Genomic DNA, 22,855 nt, shown 5'->3' with positions numbered 1-22,855 from the left:
CCGGGCCGTCCCCGCGCCACGTCCGTGCGCCGGTTCGCCGGCCCGCTCCGCGCTACGCCGGCGGCGGCGGCGCGGCAACGGCCACCGGCGTGGCCAGCGGCACCGGCCGGCGTACGGGCGGCCAGGCGGCCGGGATGCGTTCCAGGACCCCGCCGGCGAAGACGTCCCGCAGGCCGAGCGGCTTGAGGTGGACGTACCCGATGTGGCAGTCGCAGACCGCGTTGCCGCACGGGCGCGGTCGTAGCGCCGAGCGCCACGACCCGTCGTAGAGGTTGCCGATCGGCTCGTCGATGAAGTGGCAGCGGCGCACGGTGCCGTCGCCGCGCACCGAGATCGCCGTCTCGCCCGCGTGGCACGGACGGTCGAGCGACACGTGCGGGCGGACGCTGTAACCGAACAGCGGATCCAGCTCCGTCCAGGTCGCCTCCTCGGCCGCGTCGTAGCGCCGGCCCTCGGCGGCGTTCACCCACAGGTAGACCTCGGCGGGCAGGGCGGCGCGCAGCGCCCGCGCCTCGGCGAGGTGCTCCGGCAGGCCGACCACCCCGACGGAGTAGCGGACGCCCAGCTCGGTCAGCCGGGCGCAGCGGCCCAGGAAGCGGTCCCGGTCGACCTGGCCGGGGTGGTAGGTGGTCCACAGCGCGGCGGCGCGCGGGTCGGCGTCGGCCAGCCAGTCCACCCGGGCGGCCAGGTTGGTCTGGATGACCACCCGGTCGACGTGCGGCAGGTGCGACAGCGACACCATCGCGTCGCGGTACCAGCGGCGGGTCAGCCCCTCGCCCCATGGGGTGAACAGCACCGACAGCCGCACGTCGGAGGTGGCCGCCACCCAGCCGGCGAACCGGTCCAGCGCCGCCCGGTCGGCGCGCAGCAGCTCCGGCGGGTCCCGCCGCTTGGCGAACGGGCAGTACGGGCAGTCGTAGTTGCAGCTCGCCAGGGGACCCCGGTAGAGGATCGCGAGGTTCACCTCGGCACGTATCCGGTCATCGCGTCGCGTACCCGGGCCGAGGTCAGCCACGGGCCGATCGCGTCGGAGCGGGCCAGCCCGGCCGGCGTCAGCCGCAACCCGCCGTCGCCGGCCCACCCCCGCTCGACCAGCCGGCCCAGCTCGGGAAAGTCCTCCCCGGGAAGCGCGCCGAAGCGGGCCCGGTAGGCCGCCGCGTCGACGCCCTCAGCGCGCAGCAGCGACTTGAGCAGCCACCGGCGGCGCTGCTCGGCACCGTCGAGGGCGAACCCGAACTCGGCGAAGCGGAAGTCGTCGGCCGGGCGGGCCAGGTAGTCGTCGAGCACCGCGCGCACCTGCGACACACCGACCGCGTAGTCGAACGAGTAGTGCAGGGACGTGGTGTAGGAGCGGGCGCCGCAGCCCAGGCCCACCATGCCGTCGTCCTGGCAGCAGTAGTCCGGCCCGTCCGGGGTGGGCGCGTCGGCGCGGCGGAACTGCCGCATCGACTCCTGCCGGTAGCCGGCCGCGCCCAGCGTCGCCACCGCCTGCTCGTAGAGGGCGAGCCGCTGGGCGTCCCAGTCCGCGCGGCCGTGCGCCCGCCGCCCGAGGCCGGTCAGCGGACGCACGTACAGCGGGTAGAGGTACAGCTCCTCGGGCCGCCACGCCAGGGCGGCGTCGAGGCTCTCCCGCCAGGTGTCGGCGGTCTGCCCGTCGATGCCGTAGATCAGGTCGATGTTGAGCACGGGGATCCGGGCATCGCGGATCGCGGCCAGGGCCGCCTCCACCTCCGTGCGGCGCTGCGGCCGGCCGGCGGCGCGGGCCTCGGCGTCGAGGAAGCTCTGCACGCCGATGCTCACCCGGGTGGTGCCGTGCGCGGCGAGCACCGCGAGCCGCTCCGGCGTCGCGGTGGCCGGCGAGGTCTCCACCGACAGCGGTACGCCGGGCAGCCGGGCCCCCATCGCGGTGGCGATGCCGAACAGCTCGGTCAGCTCGTCGGCGGTCAGGTAGGTGGGGGTGCCGCCGCCGAGCGCCACGCGGGCGTAGCCGGCGTCGCCGCCCAGCGCGTCGGCGACCCGTCCCGCCTGCCTGCGCAGCTGCCGAAGGTAGTCGGTCACCTGCTCGGCGGGCGCGTTGGCGCGGGTGAACAGGTTACAGAAGCCGCAGCGCATCTCGCAGAACGGCAGGTGCACGTAGAGGAAGAGCGCCTCGCGCGCCTCGGCCCGCCACACGTCCGCCAGCAGCGGGCGCGGTCGCAGCGGCCGGTAGGAGGTCTTGTGCGGGTACGCGTAGAGGTACTGCTGGTACGGCGAGCCGTCGAGGCCCGTGTCGGTGCTGGTCACCATTCCCCCGGTCGCAGGACGAAGTGGGCGTACGGGACCGTCCACACCACGTCGTGGCCGATCCGGTGGCCGGTGTGGCCGTCCTCCCCGTAGGCGGTGCCGTGGTCGGAGCAGACGATCGCGAACACCGGCCGACCCCGGCCGGTGAGCAGGGCGAACAGTCGGTCGATCCGGCCGTCGACGTACTCCAGGGCGGCGGCGTGGCTGGCCAGGTCGTCGACCTGGGCCCCGGGCAGGTGGTGGCGGTTGGGCTGGTGCAGGGCGGCGACGTTGAGGAACGTGAACAGCGGCTGCCGCGCCGGCACCCGCGGCAGCACCTCGGCCAGCCGGTCGAGCTGCGCGTCCAGGCAGGTGGGGGAGGTGACCCCGAAGCCGGGCTCCCAGTGCGCCTCGGCGAACAGGCCCGGCAGCACCGCCCCGAGCGGGCTGCGCCGGTTGAAGAAGCCGACCCCGCCCAGGCAGAGCGTGTGGTAGCCGACGTCGGCGAGCGCCGTGGGCAGGTCGGGCGCGTCGAACACCCACGTGTCGGCGCCGGACGTCTCGCTGCCGGGGAACGCCGCCGCGTACAGCCGCTCGTGCCGGCCCGGGGTGACCGGGGTGGGCAGGAAGCCGGCGAAGAACGCGTGGTGCGCGGCGTAGGTGAAGCTGGCGGGGGAGTGCCGGCGCTCCCATTGGCCCCCGGGCAGCGCCCGCGCCAGGCGCGGCGTGCGCCCCCGCGCGGCCAGGTCGGCGGCGACGTCGTGGCGCAGCGTGTCGAGGGTGAGCAGGAGCAGGTCGTGGCTGCCGATCAGACTGCGCACGCGAGCACCTCCCGCCCCGCCGCGTCGCCGCGCGTCGGCCCCTGGCCGGTCGCGTCGCCCCGTGTGGGCCCCCGTCCCGTCGCGTCCCCGCGCGGCGGTGCCTGCCCGGCCGCCGCGCGCCAGCGGTCCCACCGGCCGTCGGTCAGGGCGCGCACCTGCTCGGCGTAGGTGTCCCGGCCGTCGGTGAGCACCCCCGGCAGCAGGTCGCCGAAGGCGTTGACCTCGGCCACCGCGTGGCGTCGCCAGCCGACGAGGAACATCAGGTCGATCCCGACCTGGAGCGTGCGGGGGAAGCACCGGGCCACCCGCTCGCAGGTCTCCATCGCCGCCGCCCACGCCGCCGGCCCGGCCGCCGCGTGCAGCTCGGCGAGATCCCCGCGCGCGTTGCCCAGGTGCAGGTTGGTCAGCGGCCCCCGGGCGGCACGCACCACGGCGTGGGTGGGCCGCCCCGCGACCGTCACCACCCGCAGGTCGACCACCCGGTCGCCGAGCCCCGCCTTGGGCAACCACCGCTCCACGTGCAGGCCCTCTCCGGCGATCCGGTCGACGATCGCGGCGACCTCGGCCTCGTCGCTGTAGCGGCGCGGCCGCAGGGAATTGAACAGCCCGTCGGGTGTCGCCTCGACCGTGGTGACCGCCTGCACCCGCCGCCCGGCCACCGCCAGCGCGACGACCCCGGCGGCGGACGAGCCGTGCGCGGGCTTGACGAACACGCGGCTCCAGCGGGCCGCCGCCATCGCCGCCCGCAGCTGCTCCCACCCGTGCGCGGCGGGCAGCGCGGCCGGCACCGGCACCCCGGCGGCCGACAGCCGGGCGTGGCAGCGCCGCTTGTCGCACAGCACCGCGACGTCCGCCGGGTCGTTGAGCAGCTCCGCGCCGCCGGCGGCGACCCGGTCCAGGCCCCGCAGCAGCCCGGCGTACGTGTCGGCCAGGCCGACCAGCTCACCGTGCCGGGCCGGGACGGCGGACCGGCGCAGCAGCCGGTCCACCTCCGGGTCCTCCCCGGGCGAGTCGACCCGCACCACCGCGCCGGCCTCGGGCGGCGCCGCCCCGGTCAGCACGTCGGCCCACGGCAGCACCGCCGGTCGGGGCAGGCCGGCGCCGACGACCGCCCGGGTGAACAGGTCGACCCGACGGTTGCCGGGGTTGCCGACGACGGTCAGGCGCATGTCACTCCGACACCGCCGTGTAGCGGTAGCTCTCGCCGTCGTACTCGTCGGGCTCCTGCGGGTCGGAGACGTCCACCCGGACGCCCGGCAGCGCGGCGACCAGCGACGCGGCGGTCTCCTCCGCCAGGTAGTGGTGGGACAGGTCCAGCTCCGCCAGGTGGGTCAGCGGCTGCCCGGCCAGCAGGGCCGTCGCGCCCTCGTCGCCGAGCGTGCCCATCGACAGGTCCAGCCGTTCCAGCCGGGGCACCACCGGCGCGGACGCCAGCGCCCGGGCGAGGTCGTCGGCGATCTCCGAGTTGCACAGGCCGAGCCGGCGCAGCTGCGGGAACCGCTCCCCGGCCAGCAGCGGGGCGAGGTCGGCGACCTGCGCGTCGCCGCCGTAGTCGGAGGTGCCGAGCCACAGCTCCAGGTCGGTCAGCGCGGGCAGGTCGGAGTCGAGCACCGCGCCGACGAACGCCCGGGACAGCCCGCCGCTCTCCACCGCCAGCTCGCGCAGCCGCGCGTGCCGCACCGGGGAGAAGGCGAAGTCCTCGCCACCGCGTACCCGCAGCACCTCCAGCTGCGGGTACGCCGTCAGCAGCGGGCTGACGTCGCCGACCTTCATCCAGGAGACCTCGCACTCCTCGACGGTGATGTCACCGAGGAACAGGGCACGCAGGGCGGGCAGGCGCGACGCCACCGCGCAGAGTTGCGCGACCGGGGCGGTGTGGAACGCCGCGTAGCCCCAGGAGCCGATGACCAGGGAGTCCACGGACGGCCCCGCCTGCGCGACGAACCGGTCGAACGCGACGCGGAACTCCTCCGAGAGCTTGTACTCCATGGTCTCGTTGAAGTGCCAGAGGGCGAACCGCCACGAGACCGGGCCGTCCACCGTGGGCAGCGGCCCGTCGACGGGGACGTCCACCACCGGGCGGCCGGCGAAGTGCTCTGCGTGGGAACCGAAGGCCACCGCCGTTCACTCCCCGACGGCGGTGTAGCGGTAGCGCTTGCCGTCGTACTCCTCGGCGGTCTGCGGGTCCGCCAGGTCGACCTGCACGCCCGGCAGCGCGGCGACCACGGCGGCGGCCGTCTCCTCCGACAGGAAGTGGTGGTGCAGGTCGAGCCGCGTCAGGTGGGTCAGGGGCTGGCCGGCCAGCAGCGCCTTCGCCCCCTCGTCGGTCAGCGTCCCCATCGACAGGTCGAGCGCCTCCAGCCGGGGCACGACCGGCGCGGTCGCGACGGCCGCGGCCACCGCGTCGGCGATCTCGGCGTTGCACGCCGCCAGGTAGCGCAGCGCCGGCAGGCCGGCGCCGGAGAGCACCCCGGCCAGGTCCTCGACGCTCGCGTCGCCGCCGTAGTCCTTCCTGCCGAGCCATAGGTCCAGCCGGTGCAGGGCCGGCAGCTCGCACGCGCCGACGGCACGGACCACCTTGGCCGGCAGCCCGCCGGACTCGAACCGCAGCTCCCGCAGCTCGGCGTGGCGGATCGGCTCCAGCCGCAGGCCCTGGGCCCCGCGCACCCACAGCACCCCCAGCGACGGGTACGCCGCGAGCAGCGGCGTGATGTCGCCGTGGGTGAGCCAGGAGATCTCGCACTGCTCGTAGGTCAGGTCGGCGAGGAAGACCGCCCGCAGCCCCGTCCACTCCGCGGCGGCCTCGACCAGCGGCTCGATCGGCAGCGGCCGCTCGTAGGCCTCGCCCCACTCGCCGATCACCAGGGCGCGCACCGCCTCGGGCGGCACCTGCTCCCGCAGCGCCCGTACGAGACCGAGGAACTCCTCGGCCTCCGCGTCGTGCTCCTCGACCTCCAGCCGCCAGGCGACCGCCGACGGATCGTCGGGAAGTGTCATTCCCGGGGTGAAGGTCACTACCGGTAATCCGACGAACGACGACACGTGCGAGCTGATCACGCCTACCTCCGGTCCGACTGGTGCAGCGGCGGCGCGACGGTAACAGGTCCGCCCGACAAGAAGATCACCGACGGTCAGGTACGGTCCGAGCCGGGTGGAACCGGACGTCGTCGATTTCGAGGTGTAAGGGGGCCCCTCCTTACACCTCGGTCACAGCCCGAAGAAGTCGAGGTAGGCGTCGATCTGGTGGGCGAGCATCGGCTCTCCCGGGTGCGCCCGCATGCCCCGGGCCCGCGCCTGGGCCAGCAGGAGCGTCTCGGCCGGGGTCATGATGATGTCGGCGACCACCGCGTGCGCCGGCAGGTCCGCCACCGCGAACGGCGGCGGGTCGTCGGGGCGCAGCCCCAGGGGCGTGGCGTTGACCGCCAGGTCGGCGTCGGCCAGTCGCGGTCGCGCGGTCGCGCCGACCCGGCCGGGGTACGCGGCGCACAGCCGCCGCCGCAGCGTCTCCAGCCGGCCCGGGTCGGTGTCGCTGAGTCGCAGTTCCGCCACACCGGCGTCGAGCAGGGCCACCGCGATCGCGCTGCCCGCCCCGCCCGCGCCCACCACGCAGGCCCGGCGACCCCGGGGGTGGTGTCCGGCCCCGGCCAGCCCGCGGACGAACCCGTCGCCGTCGAAGGTGTCCGCGGTCCACGTCCCGTCGGCCTCGCGCCGCAGCGCGTTGGCGCTGCCGGCCAGGCGGGCGCGGTCGCTGGCCCGGTCGGCGAGTTCCAGCACGGCGGCCTTGTGCGGCACGGTCACCAGCATCCCGTCCAGGTTCGCCACCCGTTGCAGCCCCCGCACCACCTGGGTGAGGTCGGCCGGCGCCGCGTGGACCGGGACGAGCACCGCGTCGGTGCCGCGCCGGGCCAGCACCGGGTTGAGCAGCCCGGGGGCGCGTACCTGGGCGATCGGGTCGCCGAGCAGCGCGTACACCCTCGTGGCGCCGCCTATCTCGGTCATGGGCGTCTCCGCGGGCAGGGGTCGTCCGGCGGGGCCGGACCGGGGGCGGTGCCGACCCTACGCGACGGGGGCACCAGCCCCGGCGCGGGCACGGCGGCGGACGCGCCGCGCCCACCCGCCGGAATCGGTCGGGTGGGCGCGGTGTGCTGGTGTCGGCGGGTGCTCAGCCGCTGGACGACGGCCTGCGGATCGCGTCGCGGACGCGGTCGATGACCGCCAGCGCCGGTCCGGCCGCGAGGTTGCCCTTCGCGGACTGGGCGCTCGGGTGCGGGCGTGTCGGCGCGGTCGCCTCCGCCATCCGTACGGCGCCGGCCATCGTGCGCAGCCGGTCGGCGGGCACGTGCTGGCGCAGCAGCGGGAACTCCTGGCGTTCCTCGTAGCGGGCGTGCGTGAGCACCGCGTCGCGCAGCAGGATGATGCCGGTGTCGAAGCCCTCGGCGTCGACACCGCCGGCGATCAGGGCCTTCAGCGTCTCCTTGGCCTGACGCTCCTCGGCTAGGCGTTCGTCGACCATGGCGTCGCCGCCCCCGCCCGGCAGCGTCCGGGCCATCGGGTGGACGACCTCCTCCTCGGCGGTCTCGTGCGCGGCGAGGAGCTTCACCAGGTCGTCGAAGGCGTCCCGGCGGGTCTCCCCGGTGCTGCCGATGACCAGCAGGAACAGCTCCTCGATCCGCGCGTGCTGGGCCAGCAGCAGGTCGACGACGTCGTCCTCGGGGCCGCGCGTGGCCGGTGCGCCGGTGTCAGGCATGGCTGCCTCCCCGCGCGCGCAGCGACTCCACCGGGTGGGGCCCCTCGGTCTCGACGCGGTACTCGTCGCCGAAGCGCTCCCGGTGCATGTCGATGACCTGCTCGCTCGGCGGCTTCTGCCCGTCGTGCAGCTGCTGCTGCATCGACTCGAAGCGCTCGTGCGCCTCCCGCACGTACCCCTCGCCGATCTTGTTCAGGTCGACCTGGGTGGCGAGCAGGTGGCGCAGGTACTCCTTGTTCGGCTCGAAGGTCAGCGGCTCGGGCAGGCCCGCGCCGCCCACGATCTCCTCCGGCTCCCGGCCGTCGTGGCGGCGCAGCAGGTCGGCGGCCTGTTGCAGGTGCGCCAGTTCCATCTGCAGGTGCAGCTCCCACACCGCCTTGATGCGGGGGTAGCTCTCCTGCTGCATGAAGGAGTAGTAGAGCCAGCACTCGTTGTACTCGTGGGTGAGCAGCCGCTCCCACCAGTTCTCGCCCGGGTCGAGCAGCGACTCGTAGTGCGTGACGTGCTCCTGCTCGATGAGGCTGATCTCCTGGTAGAGCTGCCGCGCGATCGGCTCCATGTACTGCGGTCCGACGTTCATGTAATAGAACATGACCTGCTGCTCCGCCGACAGGATGGTCAGCGCGTGCAGCTTGGAGCGGGGGTCGACGCTGTTGCGGTCGTACGGGGTGCGCACCTCGTCGAACGGGTGCCGGTGCTCGGCGACGGTGGGCCGGCCGGGCATGACCTCGGTCAGGCCCTGCACGATCTTGTCCGCCTTGCGGCGTTCCACCATCTCGTAGAGGTTGGCGTAGCGGTAGAGGTGGTCGAAGTCCTCCAGCACGCCGAACTCGTAGCTCTGCTTCAGGTACGGGTCGGGCTCGTGCCGGGCCACCCACGCGGTCAGGTCGACGGCCACCTGCTCGTAGCCGAGCGTCGTCTCCAGCACGCTCGCGGCGCCGGGCAGCAGCCAGTTCACCACCCGCTGCTGCTGGCTCTCCAGGTAGCGCACGTACGCCAGCTGCCGGCGGACCTCCTGGTCCGGGCAGTTGCGGGCGAACTGGTGCTGGAAGTTGATCGCTTCGACCTCGATGCCGTTCATCGTGATGATGCGGCAGCGGGTGTACGGGTCGACCGCCTCCGGGTCGATCGGCTCCACGTTGAGTTCGCGCCAGTTGCGGATCTGGCTCTCCAGCGGGATTCCTTTGTGCTCCAACGGGTTGAACACGGCGTCTCCTTCTTCGGCCGGGGTACCAAATGCCCTACCCCGACAGTCCGGGCGAAAACGGCGAGCCGGGTGTTCCTCGGCCGGCGGACTGGTGATTTCACCGATGCGGCGCTGCCGGCGCCGCCGAAGACTGATGCATGTCGATATGCCCCGTCCCGTAGGGAGTGCCCGACGTGTCATCACCAACCACCGCCGCCCGCCCCCGTCCCGCCGCCCGCCTCGCCGGCCTGGCCGTGGCCGCCGTCCTGGCCACGGCGGGCGCACTGGCCGCCCCACCGGCCGCCCAGGCCGCCGCCAACCCGTACGAGCGCGGCCCCGCCCCGAGCGTCGCCCTGCTGGAGGCCAGCCGCGGCCCGTTCGCCACCGCGTCGCAGAACGTCTCCTCGCTCAGCGTCACCGGCTTCGGCGGCGGCGTCATCTACTACCCGACCAGCACCGCCGAGGGCACCTTCGGCGCCGTCGCCATCTCGCCCGGCTACACGGCCGCCTGGTCCAGCATCGACTGGCTCGGGCCGCGGATCGCCTCGCACGGGTTCGTGGTGATCGGCATCGAGACCAACACGCGCCTCGACCAGCCGGACAGCCGCGGTCGGCAACTGCTCGCGGCGCTCGACTACCTGACGCAGCGCAGCTCCGTACGCGGCCGGATCGACGCCAGCCGGCTCGCCGTCTCCGGCCACTCGATGGGTGGCGGCGGCAGCCTGGAGGCCGCGGTCTCCCGGCCGTCGTTGCAGGCAGCGGTGCCGCTCGCGCCGTGGAACCTGGACAAGTCCTGGTCCGACGTCCGGGTGCCGACCCTGATCATCGGCGGGGAGAGCGACAGTGTCGCGCCGGTCTCGTCGCACTCGGAGCCGTTCTACAACAGCATCCCCGCCTCGTCCGAGAAGGCGTACCTGGAGCTCAACGGGGCCAGCCACTTCTTCCCGCAGACCGTCAACACGCCCACCGCCCGGCAGGCGGTCGCCTGGTTGAAGCGGTTTGTCGACGACGACACCCGCTACGAGCAGTTCCTCTGCCCCGGCCCGAGCGGCTCCGCCATCCAGGAGTACCGCAACACCTGCCCGAGCGCCTGACGCTCCCCGGGGCGGCCGTCACCCCCGGCCGCCCCGCGGCGCATCGCTGCCCGGTCGGTGCAGAAACCGTCGGCCGCCGCCCAGGTCCGGGCGGCGGCCGACGAGCGTGCCCGCGAGCATCGGAGGTATTGACGACCCCCGTCAGAAACGTACACTCCCAGTGTAAATACTGGCGGCTGCCGGGGGGACGGGTGATGGAGCAAGGGCTCGCACTGCACCACATCGGGGTCCGCTTCGGCGGCCTCACCGCCCTCGACGACGTCTCGCTGCGGGTACCGCCCGGTCGGGTGGTCGGCGTGATCGGTCCCAACGGGGCCGGCAAGACCACGCTGTTCAACGTCGTCTGCGGCTTCGTTGCGCCGGACGAGGGCGCCCTGACCCTCGACGGCCGGCCGCTGCGCCCGCGCCCGCACCGGCTCACCCGCCTCGGCGTCGCCCGCACCCTGCAGGGCACCGGGCTCTTCGCCGGGCTCAGCGTGGTGGAGAACGTGATGACCGGGGCCACCCACACGGCCCGCGCCGGCTTCCTCGCCGCCCTGCTCGGCCTGCCGCGCAGCGACCGCGACGAGCAACGGCTGCGCCGGCACGCCCTCGACGTCCTCGACACCCTGGGCATCGCCGGGCACGCCGACGCCGCGCCGGGCACGCTGCCCTTCGCCGTACGCCAGCGGGTCGCCCTGGCCCGCGCGCTGGCCGCGCGTCCCCGGCTGCTCCTGCTCGACGAACCCGCCGGGGGCCTGGGCGCCGACGACATCGCCGAGCTGGCGGAGCTGATCCGGGGGCTGCCCCGCCGCGACGCCGACCCCTGCGCGGTGCTGCTGGTGGAGCACCACATGGATCTGGTGATGGCCGTCTGCGACGAGATCGTGGTGCTCGACTTCGGCCGGGTGATCGCCACCGGCACCCCCGACGAGGTGCGCGACGACCCGGCCGTCGCCGACGCCTACCTCGGCGCGGCGGTCGACGAGGCCGCCGCATGACCGGCGAGGCCCTGCTCGAGGTGCGCGGCCTGGTGGCCGGCTACGGCGGCGCGCCGGTGCTGCACGGGATCGACCTGACCGTGGCGCGGGGCGCCATCGCGGCGGTGGTCGGCGCCAACGGCGCCGGCAAGACCACCCTGCTGCGCGCGCTGTCCGGCATGCTCCGCCCGGCGGCCGGTCGGGTCGCGCTGGCCGGGGAGGACCTGCGCGGCGTCCCGGTCGAGCAGCTCGTGCGCCGCGGCATGGCCCACGTGCCGGAGGGACGCGGGGTCGTCGGCGAGCTCACGGTCGACGAGAACCTGCGCCTCGGCGGGCTGTGGCGGCGTGACCGGGCCGACGCCGCCCGCGCCCTCGACGAGGTCTACCAGCTCTTCGCGCCGCTGGCCCGGCGGCGGCGACACCTCGGGCACCAGCTCTCCGGCGGCGAGCGGCAGATGCTCGCCCTCGGCCGGGCGCTGGTCGGTCGGCCCCGCCTGCTGCTGCTCGACGAGCCGTCGCTCGGCCTGGCGCCGCGGGTGGTCGCCCAGACCATGGCCCTGCTGCGCCGGCTGCGCGACGACACCGGGCTGACCGTGCTGCTGGTCGAGCAGAACGTGCGCAGCGCGCTCTGGATCGCCGACCAGGGCGTGGTGATGTCCCTGGGCCGGATCGTCACCACCGCCCCGGCCGCCCGGCTGCGCGACGACGCCGACCTGCGGCACGCCTACCTCGGCTTCTGACCCCCTCGTCCCCGCAAGGGAGGACCGTTGGACCGCTTCGTCTTCCTCACCCTCGACGGACTGTCCAGGGGCGCGGTCCTCGCCGCGTTCGCCCTGGCCCTGGTGCTCATCTGGCGGGCGGCCCGGATCGTCAACTTCGCCCAGGGCGCGATGGCCGTCGCCACCGCGTACGTCGCCTACAGCGTCTCCGCCGCGACCGGCTCGTACTGGCTGGGGTTCCTGGCCGCGCTGGCCGCCGGGCTGCTCCTCGGCGCGGCGGTGGACGTGGTCGTCATGCGCTTCGTCGACCACGCCTCGCCGCTCAATCCGGTGATCGTCGCGCTCGGGCTGGTGCTGCTGATCCAGGCCGTCCTCGGCATGGCGTACGGCAGCGAGTTCCTGCCCGCCGGGACGCCCTTCTCCCGCAACCCGCTGACCGTGGGCGGCGTCGCCGTCCTGTCGCCGTACGACCTGTTCGTCTTCGCGGCGGTCGCGGTGGTGGTCGTGGGGCTCGCCTGGACCTTCACCCGCACGGCGGTGGGCCTGCGGATGCGCGCGGCGGCGTTCGCCCCCGAGGTGTCCCGGCTGCTCGGGGTGAACGTGGGCGGCATGCTCACCCTCGGCTGGGCGCTGGCCTCCGGGGTCGGCGCGCTGGCCGGCATGCTTGTCATCCCCACCGAGCTGGGCCTGCACCCGCACGCGATGGACCTGGTCTTCGTCTCGGCGTTCACCGCCGCGGTGGTGGGCGGCCTGGACAGTCCACCGGGGGCGGTGGTCGGGGGCCTCGCGGTCGGGTTGCTGCTCTCCTACGTCAGCGGCTACGCCGGCAGCGACGTCACCCCGCTCGCGGTGCTGGTGCTGCTGCTGACCGTGCTGCTGGTCCGTCCCGCCGGGCTGTTCGCCCCGGTCGCGGCGAGGCGGGTGTGAGCGCCACCCGGGCGGTGACCCCGCCGGACACGCAGGCCCGGGCCGGCCGCACCGGCCCCGCCGATCCCCGCCGCGGCTCGACCCTGCTGCGCCACCTCGGCCTCGCGGCCGTCGCCGCGCTGCTGCTGGTGGCCGCCAGCTACGGGCTGGAGCCGTTCCGTAACTTCCAGCTCGCCACCGTGGCCGCCTACCTGTGCGCCACCGCCGGGCTGACCGTCCTCACCGGGCTCAACGGTCAGCTCTCGCTGGGGCACGGCGCGCTGATGGCGACCGGCGCGTACACCGTGGCGCTGTGCCAGAACGCCTTCGCCGACGCCGGGATGACCGGCGGCTGGCTGCTCCCGGTCTCGCTGGGCGCGGCCGTCCTGGCCGCCCTCGCGGTGGGCGCCGTGGTCGGGGTGGCCGCCGCCCGGCTGCGCGGGCCCTACCTGGCCGGCGTCACCCTGGCCGTGGCGGTCGTGGTGCCGGCGCTGACCGTCACCTTCGACGGCGTGTTCAACGGCGAGCAGGGGTTGGCGGTGCCGGTCGAGCCTCCGCCGGTGGCCCTCGGCGTCCACTTCCCCTACGAGCGCTGGCAGCTCTGGGTGACCGCGGCGGCCACCCTGCTGGCCCTGCTGTTGCTGGCCAACCTGGTCCGCAGCCGGTACGGCCGCACCTTCCGGGCGGTCCGTGACGACGAGGTCGCCGCCCGCCTCGCCGGCATCCACGTCGCCCGCACCCAGGTCCTCGCCTTCGTGGTCAGCGCGGCCGGCGCCGGGCTGGGCGGCGCCCTGCTCGCGGTCCTCGCGCAGAGTGTGTCGCCCGGGGCCTTCTCGCTGACGCTGTCGCTGTTCCTGCTGATGGCGGTCGTCATCGGCGGGCTGGGCAGCCTCGCCGGCGCGGCCTGGGGCGCCGTCCTGCTGGTGGCCCTGCCCGACCTGACGCACGCCGTCACCGAGCAACTCACGCTGTCGCCGGCGGTCGCGCAGCGGGTCGAGGGCAACCTCCCGCTGGCGATCTTCGGGCTCACCCTGGTCGTCGTCATGATCGCCGCATCCGGCGGCGTGCAGGGCCTGCTGTCCCGGCTGGCCCGGGCCTTCTCCGCGCGTCCGGCGGGCCGACGACGGCCCTGAGCCGTCCCGGTCCGCCCGGCAGTCCGCACCCGTCCTACCCGCCCCCACCACCGCCGCCGCACCCGCCCCCACCACCGCCGCACCCCACCCCATCACCGCCGCACCCCACCACCGCGGCACCTCACCGCCGCCGCACTGCACCCCACCACCACCCGGACCGAGGAAAGGTCGGTGTCTGACATGACACGAACGGCACGGCGCGGCCTCGCGCTCGCCACCGCCATCACCCTGCTCGTCGCCTCCGCCGGCTGCACCGGGGACGACGGCGGCGGCCGGGGGGCGGTCCCCGGCGTCACCGACACCGAGATCGTGGTCGGCACGCACATGCCGCTCACCGGTCCGGCGTCCGCCGGCTACTCCAAGATCGCGCCCGCCACGAAGGCGTACTTCGACCACGTCAACGCCAACGGGGGCGTGCACGGCCGGAAGATCACCTACAAGATCATGGACGACGGCTACAACCCGGCGAACACCCAGCAGGTGGTCCGCCAGCTCGTCCTGCAGGACAAGGTCTTCGCCATCCTCAACGGGCTCGGCACGCCGACGCACACCGGCGTGCTCGACTTCCTCAAGAGCAACCGGGTGCCCGACCTCTTCGTCGCCTCCGGCAGCCGCAGCTGGGACCAGCCCGACCGGTATCCGGGCACGTTCGGCTTCAACCCCGACTACACGGTGGAGGGCAAGATCCTGGCCCAGCACGTGAAGACCAGCCTGCCGGGGCGCAAGGTCTGCTTCCTCGGCCAGGACGACGACTTCGGCCGGGACAGCCTGGTCGGCGTGGAGAAGGTGCTCGGCGCCGGCGCGGTGGCGGCGAAGCAGACGTACGTCACCAGCAACACCAACGTGGCACCCCAGATCGGCGCGTTCAAGGCGGCCGGCTGCCAGGTGGTCGTCCTCGCCACCGTGCCCGGCTTCACCGCCCTCGCCGTCGGCACCGCCGCCCGGCTGAACTTCACGCCACAGTGGCTCGTCTCCAACGTCGGCGCCGACCACCCGACGCTGGCCAAGCAGCTCGGCGCCAACGCCGGGCTGCTGGAGGGCATGGTCGGCGCCAACTACCTGCCGATGCAGAACGACGCCGCCGACCCGTGGATCCAGCTCTTCACCAGAGTCAACAAGGAGTACAACGGGGACGCGCCGTTCGACGGCAACACCGTCTACGGCATGGCGGTCGGCTACCTCTTCGTGCAGGTGCTCCTCGCCGCCGGCAAGGACCTCACCCGCGAGGCGGTGACCGAGGCCGTCGCCAAGGGCGGCTACCAGGGGCCGGGCCTGGCCCCGTTGCGCTACTCCGACACCGACCACTCCGGCTACGGCGGGCAGCGGCTGACCCGGGTGAGCGGGGGGACGCAGTCCTACTTCGGGCCGACGTACGAGACGGACGAGGGCGACGGGCCGGTACGCGAGCACACCGTCGCGCCGGTGGCGCCGCCGGCCAACGGGGTGCCGACGGCCTCCTGACCGGGCGCACCGGGCGTGGCGCGTCGGTTCTCCGGCCCGCCACGCCCGGTCCTGGTTTCCGGGTGAGGGCGCTCAGGCTTAGCGTCCTCTCCCGGAGAGTGAACTGTCCGCATCGACAGTGCTGTTATGCCGGAGGGCTGTCGGTGGGATGCGCCCTGTCCGCCGACGTGCCGTCGTTGACGGGTCTCGGACGCCCTCATAGTATTTGCATCGTGAATGCAGATTCGGGGCGATCCGCGGGCCGGGCGGCGGTGGCGAGGACCCGCCGCGCGGCGGCGTGGCGCGATGGTCGGGAAGGGGCGTACCCCCTGGGGCGCCTCGGGGTGCCGTGGGACGGGGCCGGCGCGGTCGCCTCCCTCGCCTCCGACGACGCGGCCCGGCTCACCGGGCGGACTCTCGTCCCCGACGGCGGGGCTGGCCCCGCCGACCGGCCCGCCGGATGACCGCGTGGGGCCGGGGCCGGGCGGTCGCCGTGCCGCCCGCAGCTAGACTCGGCGCGGCGGTACGGGGGACGTGACGGCGATGAGGAGGCGGGCGCGGATGGGCGGTGCCGAGGCGCCGGTCCGGGTCGACGGCCGGACCGCCCGGGCCGAACGCACCCGGGCGGCGATCGTCGAGGCGCACCTGGCGCTCATCTCCGAGGGCGACCTGCGGCCGACCGGCGAGCGCATCGCCGAGCGGGCCGGAATCTCGCTGCGGACGCTCTGGACCAACTTCAAGGACATGGAGACGCTGTTCGAGGCCAGCGGCGCGGAGCTGCTCCGGCAGCAGGACGCCGCCCACCGGCCGATCTCGCCGGCGCTGCCGCTGGCCCGGCGGGTCGACGCGTACTGCCGGCAGCGGGCCCGGCTGCTCCAGCTCATCGCCCCGTCGGCGCGCGCCGCCCAGATGCGCGAGCCGGTCTCCGGGCAGCTGCGCCGCAACCGCCTCAAGCACATCGCCCGCGTCCGCGACGAGGTCGAGCACCTCTTCGCCGCCGAGCTCGAACAGGCCGGTCCCGACCGCGACCAGGTGGTGCACGCCCTGGTGGCCGCGAGCATGTGGCCGGCCTGGTCGATGCTGCGCGACGGGCTGGGGCTGGGCGTGGACCAGGCCCGCGCGGTGATGACCCGGACGGTCGCCGCCCTGCTGGCCGACGTCGACCCGCGCTGACGCGCGAGGGGCGAAGGGGGCGCCGCCGGTCTTTCCATCGGGCTACCGATAGGTGACACTCGATTGCATGGTTACTGCATCCTCAGTGCAATTAACCGTGCTGCGCGGCCGGGCCGACGAGTGCGCCGCGATCCGGCGCCTGCTGGGTGACCTGCCCGCCGGCGGGGGAGCGCTGCTGGTCCAGGGCGAGCCCGGATCCGGCCGCAGCGCGCTCGTCGACTACGCCCACCGGCACGCCGGGAGCTGCACCGTCCTGGCCGGCGCTGGGCTGCCCGAGGAGGCGGGCCTGCCGTACGCGGGGCTGCAACGGCTGCTGGACCCGGTCCTGGACCGGGCCGGCGCGCTCCCCGGACCACAGCGGCGGGTGCTGCTGCGGGCGCTGACCGGCGCGGGCTGCCCCGCCCACGGGCGCCTGGCGCTGTCCCTGGGCGTGCTCGGCCTGCTCGCTGCCGCCGCGCGGGACCGCCCGCTGCTGTGCACGATGGACGACGTGGACCGGGGCGACCAGCCCACCGCCGACACGCTGGCGTTCGTCGCCCGCCGCCTGCGCCGGTCGTCGGTGGCCGTCCTGCTCACCACGGCCGCGGACGTCCCCCTCGGCGGGATAGCCCGGCACCGGCTCCGCCCGCTCGACGACCGGGACAGCGCCGCGCTGCTCGCCGACCGGCTGGCCGGCCGGCCACCCGCGCCGCCCGTGGCCGCCGCGCTCGTCGCCGCGGCCGGGGGCAACCCGCAGGCCCTCGTCGACCTGGCCGAGGGGCTCACCCCGGGCCAGTGCCGTGGGGAGGAGCCGGTGCCCGAGACGCCCCCGCCCGACGGCGGGCTGGGCCGCGCCTACCGGGCCCGGCTGGACCGGTTGCCGGCCGTCACCCGCCGGGTCCTGCTGCTCGCCGCGCTCGACGAGGACGGGGAGCCGGCCACCCTGGTCCGGGCCGCCCGGGTCGCCGGCACGGCGGTCGAGGCGCTCGCGCCGGCCGAACTCGCCGGCCTGGTCCGCGTCGAGCCGCGACGGGTCACGTTCCCGCAGCCCCTCGTCCGGACCGTGGTCCGGGCCGCCGCGCCGCTGGCCGAGCGGCGCGCGGCGCACCGGCTGCTTGCCGGCGTGCTCGACGGGGCCGGGCACCGGCTGCGCCGGGCGGGGCACCTCGCCGCCGCCGCCCAGGGCCCCGATCCGGCCCTGGCCGCCGAGCTGGAGCAGGCCGTGGCCGAGTGTGAGGGCGCGGGGGCGGCGGCCTCGGCCGCGCTGCAACGGGCCGCCGAACTCACCGACGATCCGGCGCGCGCCGCCGCCCGGCTGGTGGCCGCCGCCCGGTACGCCTGGTCGGCCGGCCGGGCGCACCGGGCCCGACTGCTGCTGGGCGAGCTGCCCCCGGGCGCGGACGCCGCGGTGGCGGGCCGGGCCGACCTGCTGCGCGGGGAGTGGGAACTGCGCACCGGCCGGCCCCGGTCGGCGCTCACCACGCTGCTGTCCGCCGCCGACAACTTGTCCGCCGCCGATCGCGCGGCCGCCGACACCCTGTCCGCCGCCGATCGTGCGGCCACCGGCGCCCTGTCTGCCGCCGGCGATTGGACGGCCGCCGGCGCCCTGTCTGCCGCCGGCGATTGGACGGCCACCGGCACGGGTGGTGCCGGCGATCGCGCGCTGGCCCTCGGCGCGCTGGTGCGGGCGGGCGAGGCCGCCTGCTTCACCGGCGACCAGTACCGCTACGCCGACGTGGCCCGGCGGGCGGAGCTGTTGCGCCGCCCCGACGACCCGCCCGCCACCGAGCTGCTGAGCGCCTACGTCGCCGGGACCGCGGCTACCCTGCGCGGCCACCACGAGCAGGCCGGGCCCGCCCTGCGCCGGGCCGTCGTCCTCGGCGGGCAGCTGACCGGGCCGGCGTCGACCCCCGCGGCCCTGACCTGCGCGGCGGCGGCCGGGCTGCTGGTGGCCGTGGACGGCGCGGCGCACCGGCTCGCCGAGCGCGCCGTCGAGCTGGCCCGCGAGCGGGGCGAGCTGTCCGCCCTGCCGCGCGCCCTGGAGCTGCGGGCAGCCGCCGAGTACTGGCTGGGCCGGCACGACGCCGCGACGGACACCTCCCGGGAGGGGCTGCGGATCGCCCGGGACGTCGGCCAGGAGAACTGGGCCGGCGTACACCTGGGCATGCTGGCGGTGCTGGCCGCCGTCCGGGCCGACCGTGACACCGCCCTGCGCCGGATCCGGGAGATCGGCGAGGACCCGGGCGCGCACAGCCGGCCCCGCGCCCTCGCGCAGTGGGCCCTGGCGGTGCTCGACCTGGTCGACAACCGGCCGGCCGCCGCCGCCGCGCGACTGGCCGCGCTGGCCTGCCCGGGCACGGGCCGGGGGCAGGTACTGGTCCTGGTGATGGCCACCCCGTACCTGGTGGAGGCGGCCGCCGCCGTCGTGGACCGGCCGGCGGCAAACGCCGCCCTCGCCGTCTTCGACCGGTGGGCCAGCAGTACGGCCAGCCCGTCGCGCCGGGCCCTCTCCGCGCGCTGCCACGGGCTGCTCGCGCCGCGGGGCAGCGCCGAGGCGGAGCGGGAGTTCCGCACCGCCCTGCGGCTGCACCCGACGGACGCCGGCGCGTTCGAGCGGGCCCGCACCGAGCTTCTCCTGGGCCGGGAACTGCGCCGCAGCCGCCGACCGCGCGCGGCGCGCGAACACCTGCACGCCGCCCGGGAGGCGTTCACCCTGCTCGGGGCGGCCACCTGGGCGGAACAGGCCACCACGGAGCTGCGGGCGGCCGGGGAGTCGGTCGGCCCGCCGGAGGAGTCGGCGGCGCGACTGCTGACCGGCCAGCAGCTCCGGATCGCGCGGCTGGTCGCCGAGGGCGCCACCAACCGGGAGATCGCCGCCCGGATGTTCCTCTCCACCCGTACGGTCGACCATCACCTCCGCAACATCTTCCACCGCCTCAACATCCGCTCCCGCACCCAACTGGCCCGCGCCCTCTCCTAATCCCTTCCCCCTCCCTCCCCGCCCTCCCGCCCTCCCTCCGGCCCTCACCGGCGTCGATCATGCAGTTGTGGTGCCCCGCAAAAGCGGCGAAGTGGCCCCGACCGCCCACCACAAGTCCATGATCGGCGGGGCGGGGCGGGGCCGGGGGCGGGGTGGGGCGCGGCGGGGTGGGGGAAGGGAGGGTCAGGGGGTGGGGAGGATTACGGTGCGGGCGCCCTCGCCGCGGGACATGCGGGCGAAGGCCTCGGGGGCGCCGTCGAGGGTGGTCCGGTCGGTGATCAGGTAGCCGAGGTCGAGGGTGCCGTCGAGTACGGCCCGGGCGAGTTCGGGCACGTCCCGGTCCGGGTCGGAGGAGCCGTAGACCGAGGAGCGCAGCGTCCGGGCCGAGTGGAAGATGTCCAGCGCGCCCAGCCCGACGATGTCGTCCTTGGCGCCCATGCCGACGACCGTCACCTGACCGCCCCGGCGGGTGGCGCGCCAGGCGGTGCGGATCGTGGCCGAGCGCCCGACGCACTCCAGCGCGTGGTCGACGCCCCTACCCGCCGTCCGCTCCCGGACCGCCCGGCTGAGCGTCTCGTCGGCCAGCAGGAAGTCGGTGGCGCCGGCCGCGACGGCCAGCTCCGCCTTGGCGGGGGAGACGTCGACGGCGAGTACCGCACCGGCTCCGGCGGCCCGCGCGGCGGCGACCACCGACAGCCCCACCCCGCCGAGGCCGATCACGGCCACCGACTCGCCGGGGGCCACCCCCGCCGTGCGGCGGACCGCGCCGACGCCGGTGAGTACGGCGCAGCCCAGCAGCGCCGCCGCCTCGAAGGGCAGCTCCGCCGGCACCGGGATGACCGCCTCCTGCGGCACCACCACCTCCTCGGCGAGGGCGCCGAGGCCGAGCGTGACGTGCAGCGCTTCGCCGGCCGGCGTGCGGCCCCGGGGGGCCGAGGGCGACCCGGTGCGCTCGCACAACCACGGCTCGTCCCGCCCGCAGTACCAGCAGCTGCGGCACGGCGGGGCCCAGTTCAGCACCACGTGCGCGCCGGGCGCGACCCGCGTGACCCCCTCGCCGACCTCGGCCACGACCCCCGCCGCCTCGTGCCCGAGCACCAGCGGGTACGGCGGTGCCAGCGTCCCGTCGACCATGGACAGGTCGGAGTGGCAGACGCCCGCCGCCCGGACGCTCACCCGTACCTCGCCCGGGCCGGGGGCCGGCAGCTCGATCTCCTCCACCCGCAGCGGGGCGTCGACGGCCCGTACGACCAGCGCCCTCATCGCTGGATGGCCTTGACCTGGCAGAACTCCTCGAGCCCGTGCCGGCCCAGCTCCCGGCCGAGGCCGGACTGCTTGTAGCCGCCGAACGGGGCGAGCGGGTTGAACGGGGCGCCGTTGACGTCGACGGCGCCCGTGCGCAGCCGCCGGGCCACCCGCAGCGCCCGCTCCTCGTCGGCCGACCAGACCGCGCCGGCCAGCCCGTAGCGGGAGTTGTTGGCGATGCGCACCGCCTCGTCCTCGTCGTCGAACGGCATGACCGCGAGCACCGGGCCGAAGACCTCCTCCTGGGCCAGGGCGCTGTCGGGTTCGACGTCGGCGATCACCGTCGGGGCGACGAAGTAGCCCCGCTCGGGCAGCGGCGCGTCGGGCCCGCCGGCGACGAGCCGGCCCCCGTCGGCCAGCCCCCGGGCGACGTGCTCGCGGACCCGTTCCCGCTGTGCGGCCGAGACCAGCGGGCCGAGCCGGGTGGCCGGGTCGAACGGGTCGCCGAGCCGGTAGCCCGCCGCGGCTGTGGCGGCCAGGTCGAGGGCCTCGTCGTAGCGGTCGCGGTGCACGAGCAGGCGGGTCCAGGCGGCGCAGGTCTGGCCGGAGTTGAGGAAGGCGTTACCGACCCCCACCTTGACGGCCGTGGCCAGGTCGGCGTCGTCGAGGACGACGTTTGCGGACTTGCCGCCGAGTTCCAGGGCGACCCGGGCGATCCGGTCGGCGGCGAGGTGGGAGATCCGCCGGCCGGTGGCTGTCGAGCCGGTGAAGGAGACCATGTCGACGTCCGGGTGCGCGGCGATGGCCTCGCCGACGACCGGGCCGGTGCCGGTGACCAGGTTGACCACCCCCGGCGGGAAGCCGGCCTCGTGGATGGCGTCGAAGAGCAGGTACGCGGTCAGCGGGGTCAGCTCGCTTGGCTTGAGCACCACCGTGCAGCCGGCGGCCAGGGCGGGGGCGAGTTTCGCGACGACCTGGTGCAGCGGGTAGTTCCACGGGGTGATCGCCCCGACCACGCCGACCGGTTCCCGGACCACCAGCGAGTTGCCGATCGTCTCGTCGGCCGGGGGGCGGGCGGCCAGCTCGACGTAGCTGTGCAGGACCGTCAGCGGCAGGCCGGTCTGGACCCTGCTGGCGACCTTCAGCGGGGTGCCGAGTTCCAGGGCGACGGTGCGGGCGATCTCGTCGGCCCGGGCGGAGAGCGCGGCGTGCAGCCGGTCCAGGCGGGCGGCCCGTTCGGCGGGCGCGGCGTCGGCCCAGCCGGGGAAGGCGGCTCGGGCCGCCGCGACGGCGCGGTCCACGTCGGCCGCGGTGCCCGCCGGCACGGTCGCGACGACGTCCTCGGTCGCCGGGTTCCGCACCGCGACGGTCTCCCCGGCGCCGGCGGCGACCCACTCTCCGTCCAGGTAGAAGTCAGTCCGTGCGAGATCCATCGTGCCCCTCACGTACGTCGGCCGAAACTAGCAGCGCAAGTTTTGACTCTAGTACGCGTCGTCGGGCGGCGGGAGGGGCGGCAGCGGCCCGATGTGCTCCTCGTAGGTGCGCGACAGCCCGTGGATCAGCGCGTCGAGACCCAGCGCGAAGGCGCCCTCATCCACCCGCTGCTGGTGCTCGGCCAGCCGGTGGGCCTGGGTCAGGTGCGGGTACTGCTCCGCGTACAGCCCCGGGTCCTCGACGAAGCCCCGTGCGAACGAGCCCAGCGCCGAGCCGGCCACGAAGTAGCGCATGAGCGCGCCGATGTGGGTCGCCCGGGCCGGCGGCCACCCGGCGGCGACCAGCCCGCCGTAGACGGCGTCGGCCATGGTCAGCGCCGCCGGCCGGCGCCCCGGTCCCCGGGCCAGGTACGGCACGATGTTCGGGTGCGCGGCCAGCGCCGCCCGGTAGGAGTGCCCCCACCGGCGCAGCGCCTCGCGCCAGTCGACGCTGCCGAAGAACGACACGTCCACCTGGCCGGTGACGCTGTCGGCCACCGCGTCGAGGATCTCGTCCTTGGTGGCGAAGTGGTTGTAGAGCGACGGTCCGCGTACCCCGAGTTCGGCGGCGAGCCGGCGGGTGGAGAAACCCTCCAGCCCTTCGGCGTCGATCAGCGCGGCGGCGGTCTCGACGATCCGCTGCCGGCTGAGCAGCGCCTGCCGCGGCCGGGGCATCCGGTCCTCCTTCGCTCGGGGGTCCGTCGCAGACTCTGCCACAACCGGGTCTGGACGGATTTAA

Annotated in this window: 20 protein-coding genes; 8 read left to right on the top strand and 12 right to left on the bottom strand. The window is 75.4% G+C overall.

Annotated features, from left to right (window positions below; translation table 11 throughout):
* Positions 1 to 52: 52 nt before the first annotated feature.
* The 9 genes from EV374_RS21975 to EV374_RS21935 form a co-directional block, all read right to left on the bottom strand.
* Complete coding sequence (locus EV374_RS21975) at positions 53 to 964, bottom strand: STM4011 family radical SAM protein (RefSeq protein ID WP_132238319.1); 912 nt, start codon at positions 962 to 964, stop codon at positions 53 to 55.
* A complete protein-coding gene (locus EV374_RS21970) occupies positions 961 to 2,283 on the bottom strand; it encodes an STM4012 family radical SAM protein (RefSeq protein ID WP_486485889.1) in 1,323 nt (440 codons plus the stop codon). Before EV374_RS21970 ends, EV374_RS21975 begins: the two co-directional genes overlap by 4 nt.
* Complete coding sequence (locus EV374_RS21965) at positions 2,280 to 3,083, bottom strand: STM4013/SEN3800 family hydrolase (protein WP_132238315.1); 804 nt, start codon at positions 3,081 to 3,083, stop codon at positions 2,280 to 2,282. Before EV374_RS21965 ends, EV374_RS21970 begins: the two co-directional genes overlap by 4 nt.
* Positions 3,071 to 4,252 (bottom strand): STM4014 family protein, encoded by a 1,182-nt coding sequence (locus EV374_RS21960; protein WP_165947866.1) that lies wholly within the window; start codon positions 4,250 to 4,252, stop codon positions 3,071 to 3,073. The genes EV374_RS21965 and EV374_RS21960 overlap by 13 nt, the downstream gene beginning before the upstream one ends.
* A 1-nt stretch (position 4,253) precedes the next feature.
* Complete coding sequence (locus EV374_RS21955) at positions 4,254 to 5,201, bottom strand: STM4015 family protein (protein ID WP_132238313.1); 948 nt, start codon at positions 5,199 to 5,201, stop codon at positions 4,254 to 4,256.
* Between the two features lie 6 nt (positions 5,202 to 5,207).
* Complete coding sequence (locus EV374_RS21950; protein ID WP_486485888.1) at positions 5,208 to 6,080, bottom strand: STM4015 family protein; 873 nt, start codon at positions 6,078 to 6,080, stop codon at positions 5,208 to 5,210.
* Positions 6,081 to 6,290: 210 nt separating this feature from the next.
* Positions 6,291 to 7,082, bottom strand: coding sequence for a shikimate dehydrogenase (locus EV374_RS21945; RefSeq protein ID WP_132238309.1), 792 nt, complete (start codon positions 7,080 to 7,082; stop codon positions 6,291 to 6,293).
* Between the two features lie 163 nt (positions 7,083 to 7,245).
* Positions 7,246 to 7,830 carry a hemerythrin domain-containing protein gene (locus EV374_RS21940; RefSeq protein ID WP_132238307.1) on the bottom strand — a complete coding sequence of 195 codons (585 nt, stop codon included), beginning with the start codon at positions 7,828 to 7,830 and terminating at the stop codon, positions 7,246 to 7,248.
* Entirely contained in the window at positions 7,823 to 9,037 is a 1,215-nt protein-coding gene (locus EV374_RS21935) for a hypothetical protein (protein WP_132238305.1), read from the bottom strand. Before EV374_RS21935 ends, EV374_RS21940 begins: the two co-directional genes overlap by 8 nt.
* A gap of 173 nt (positions 9,038 to 9,210) precedes the next feature.
* Here EV374_RS21935 and EV374_RS21930 point away from each other — a divergent pair, with 173 nt between their 5' ends.
* The 8 genes from EV374_RS21930 (at position 9,211) to EV374_RS21890 (ending at position 19,399) form a co-directional block, all read left to right on the top strand.
* Positions 9,211 to 10,110 (top strand): alpha/beta fold hydrolase, encoded by a 900-nt coding sequence (locus EV374_RS21930; protein WP_132238303.1) that lies wholly within the window; start codon positions 9,211 to 9,213, stop codon positions 10,108 to 10,110.
* A gap of 194 nt (positions 10,111 to 10,304) precedes the next feature.
* Entirely contained in the window at positions 10,305 to 11,090 is a 786-nt protein-coding gene (locus EV374_RS21925) for an ATP-binding cassette domain-containing protein (protein ID WP_132238302.1), read from the top strand.
* A complete protein-coding gene (locus tag EV374_RS21920) occupies positions 11,087 to 11,809 on the top strand; it encodes an ABC transporter ATP-binding protein (protein WP_132238300.1) in 723 nt (240 codons plus the stop codon). Before EV374_RS21925 ends, EV374_RS21920 begins: the two co-directional genes overlap by 4 nt.
* A gap of 27 nt (positions 11,810 to 11,836) precedes the next feature.
* A complete protein-coding gene (locus EV374_RS21915; protein ID WP_132238298.1) occupies positions 11,837 to 12,715 on the top strand; it encodes a branched-chain amino acid ABC transporter permease in 879 nt (292 codons plus the stop codon).
* Complete coding sequence (locus EV374_RS21910) at positions 12,712 to 13,827, top strand: branched-chain amino acid ABC transporter permease (protein ID WP_132238296.1); 1,116 nt, start codon at positions 12,712 to 12,714, stop codon at positions 13,825 to 13,827. The genes EV374_RS21915 and EV374_RS21910 overlap by 4 nt, the downstream gene beginning before the upstream one ends.
* Before the next feature lie 180 nt (positions 13,828 to 14,007).
* Entirely contained in the window at positions 14,008 to 15,288 is a 1,281-nt protein-coding gene (locus tag EV374_RS21900; protein WP_132238294.1) for an ABC transporter substrate-binding protein, read from the top strand.
* Positions 15,289 to 15,828: 540 nt separating this feature from the next.
* A complete protein-coding gene (locus EV374_RS21895) occupies positions 15,829 to 16,440 on the top strand; it encodes a TetR/AcrR family transcriptional regulator (protein ID WP_132238292.1) in 612 nt (203 codons plus the stop codon).
* Positions 16,441 to 16,525: 85 nt separating this feature from the next.
* Positions 16,526 to 19,399, top strand: coding sequence for a helix-turn-helix transcriptional regulator (locus EV374_RS21890; protein WP_486485887.1), 2,874 nt, complete (start codon positions 16,526 to 16,528; stop codon positions 19,397 to 19,399).
* Positions 19,400 to 19,582: 183 nt separating this feature from the next.
* Here EV374_RS21890 and EV374_RS21885 read toward each other — a convergent pair whose 3' ends face one another.
* From EV374_RS21885 to EV374_RS21875, 3 genes are read right to left on the bottom strand one after another with little or no spacing between them, the layout of a single operon-like run.
* The gene (locus tag EV374_RS21885; protein WP_132238288.1) at positions 19,583 to 20,662 is read right to left on the bottom strand and encodes an alcohol dehydrogenase catalytic domain-containing protein; all 1,080 of its coding nucleotides are present in this window, start codon (positions 20,660 to 20,662) and stop codon (positions 19,583 to 19,585) included.
* Positions 20,659 to 22,077 carry an aldehyde dehydrogenase family protein gene (locus EV374_RS21880; protein WP_132238286.1) on the bottom strand — a complete coding sequence of 473 codons (1,419 nt, stop codon included), beginning with the start codon at positions 22,075 to 22,077 and terminating at the stop codon, positions 20,659 to 20,661. Before EV374_RS21880 ends, EV374_RS21885 begins: the two co-directional genes overlap by 4 nt.
* A 48-nt stretch (positions 22,078 to 22,125) precedes the next feature.
* The gene (locus tag EV374_RS21875) at positions 22,126 to 22,791 is read right to left on the bottom strand and encodes a TetR/AcrR family transcriptional regulator C-terminal domain-containing protein (protein WP_132238284.1); all 666 of its coding nucleotides are present in this window, start codon (positions 22,789 to 22,791) and stop codon (positions 22,126 to 22,128) included.
* Positions 22,792 to 22,855 lie beyond the last annotated feature (64 nt).

It is taken from the genome of Micromonospora sp. CNZ303, assembly GCF_004345505.1.
The sequence above is the reverse complement of the archived record's forward strand: the minus strand, read 5'-3'. Positions and strand labels throughout refer to the sequence as shown.

Bases quoted from the DNA above. Each gene is read 5' to 3' on its own strand.
- EV374_RS21960 (WP_165947866.1), bottom strand. From the start codon at position 4,252: ATGCGCCTGACCGTCGTCGGCAACCCCGGCAACCGTCGGGTCGACCTG.
- EV374_RS21950 (WP_486485888.1), bottom strand. From the start codon at position 6,080: ATGACACTTCCCGACGATCCGTCGGCGGTCGCCTGGCGGCTGGAGGTC.
- EV374_RS21945 (WP_132238309.1), bottom strand. From the start codon at position 7,082: ATGACCGAGATAGGCGGCGCCACGAGGGTGTACGCGCTGCTCGGCGAC.
- EV374_RS21940 (WP_132238307.1), bottom strand. From the start codon at position 7,830: ATGCCTGACACCGGCGCACCGGCCACGCGCGGCCCCGAGGACGACGTC.
- EV374_RS21925 (WP_132238302.1), top strand. From the start codon at position 10,305: ATGGAGCAAGGGCTCGCACTGCACCACATCGGGGTCCGCTTCGGCGGC.
- EV374_RS21920 (WP_132238300.1), top strand. From the start codon at position 11,087: ATGACCGGCGAGGCCCTGCTCGAGGTGCGCGGCCTGGTGGCCGGCTAC.
- EV374_RS21900 (WP_132238294.1), top strand. From the start codon at position 14,008: ATGACACGAACGGCACGGCGCGGCCTCGCGCTCGCCACCGCCATCACC.
- EV374_RS21895 (WP_132238292.1), top strand. From the start codon at position 15,829: ATGGGCGGTGCCGAGGCGCCGGTCCGGGTCGACGGCCGGACCGCCCGG.
- EV374_RS21885 (WP_132238288.1), bottom strand. From the start codon at position 20,662: ATGAGGGCGCTGGTCGTACGGGCCGTCGACGCCCCGCTGCGGGTGGAG.
- EV374_RS21880 (WP_132238286.1), bottom strand. From the start codon at position 22,077: ATGGATCTCGCACGGACTGACTTCTACCTGGACGGAGAGTGGGTCGCC.
- EV374_RS21875 (WP_132238284.1), bottom strand. From the start codon at position 22,791: ATGCCCCGGCCGCGGCAGGCGCTGCTCAGCCGGCAGCGGATCGTCGAG.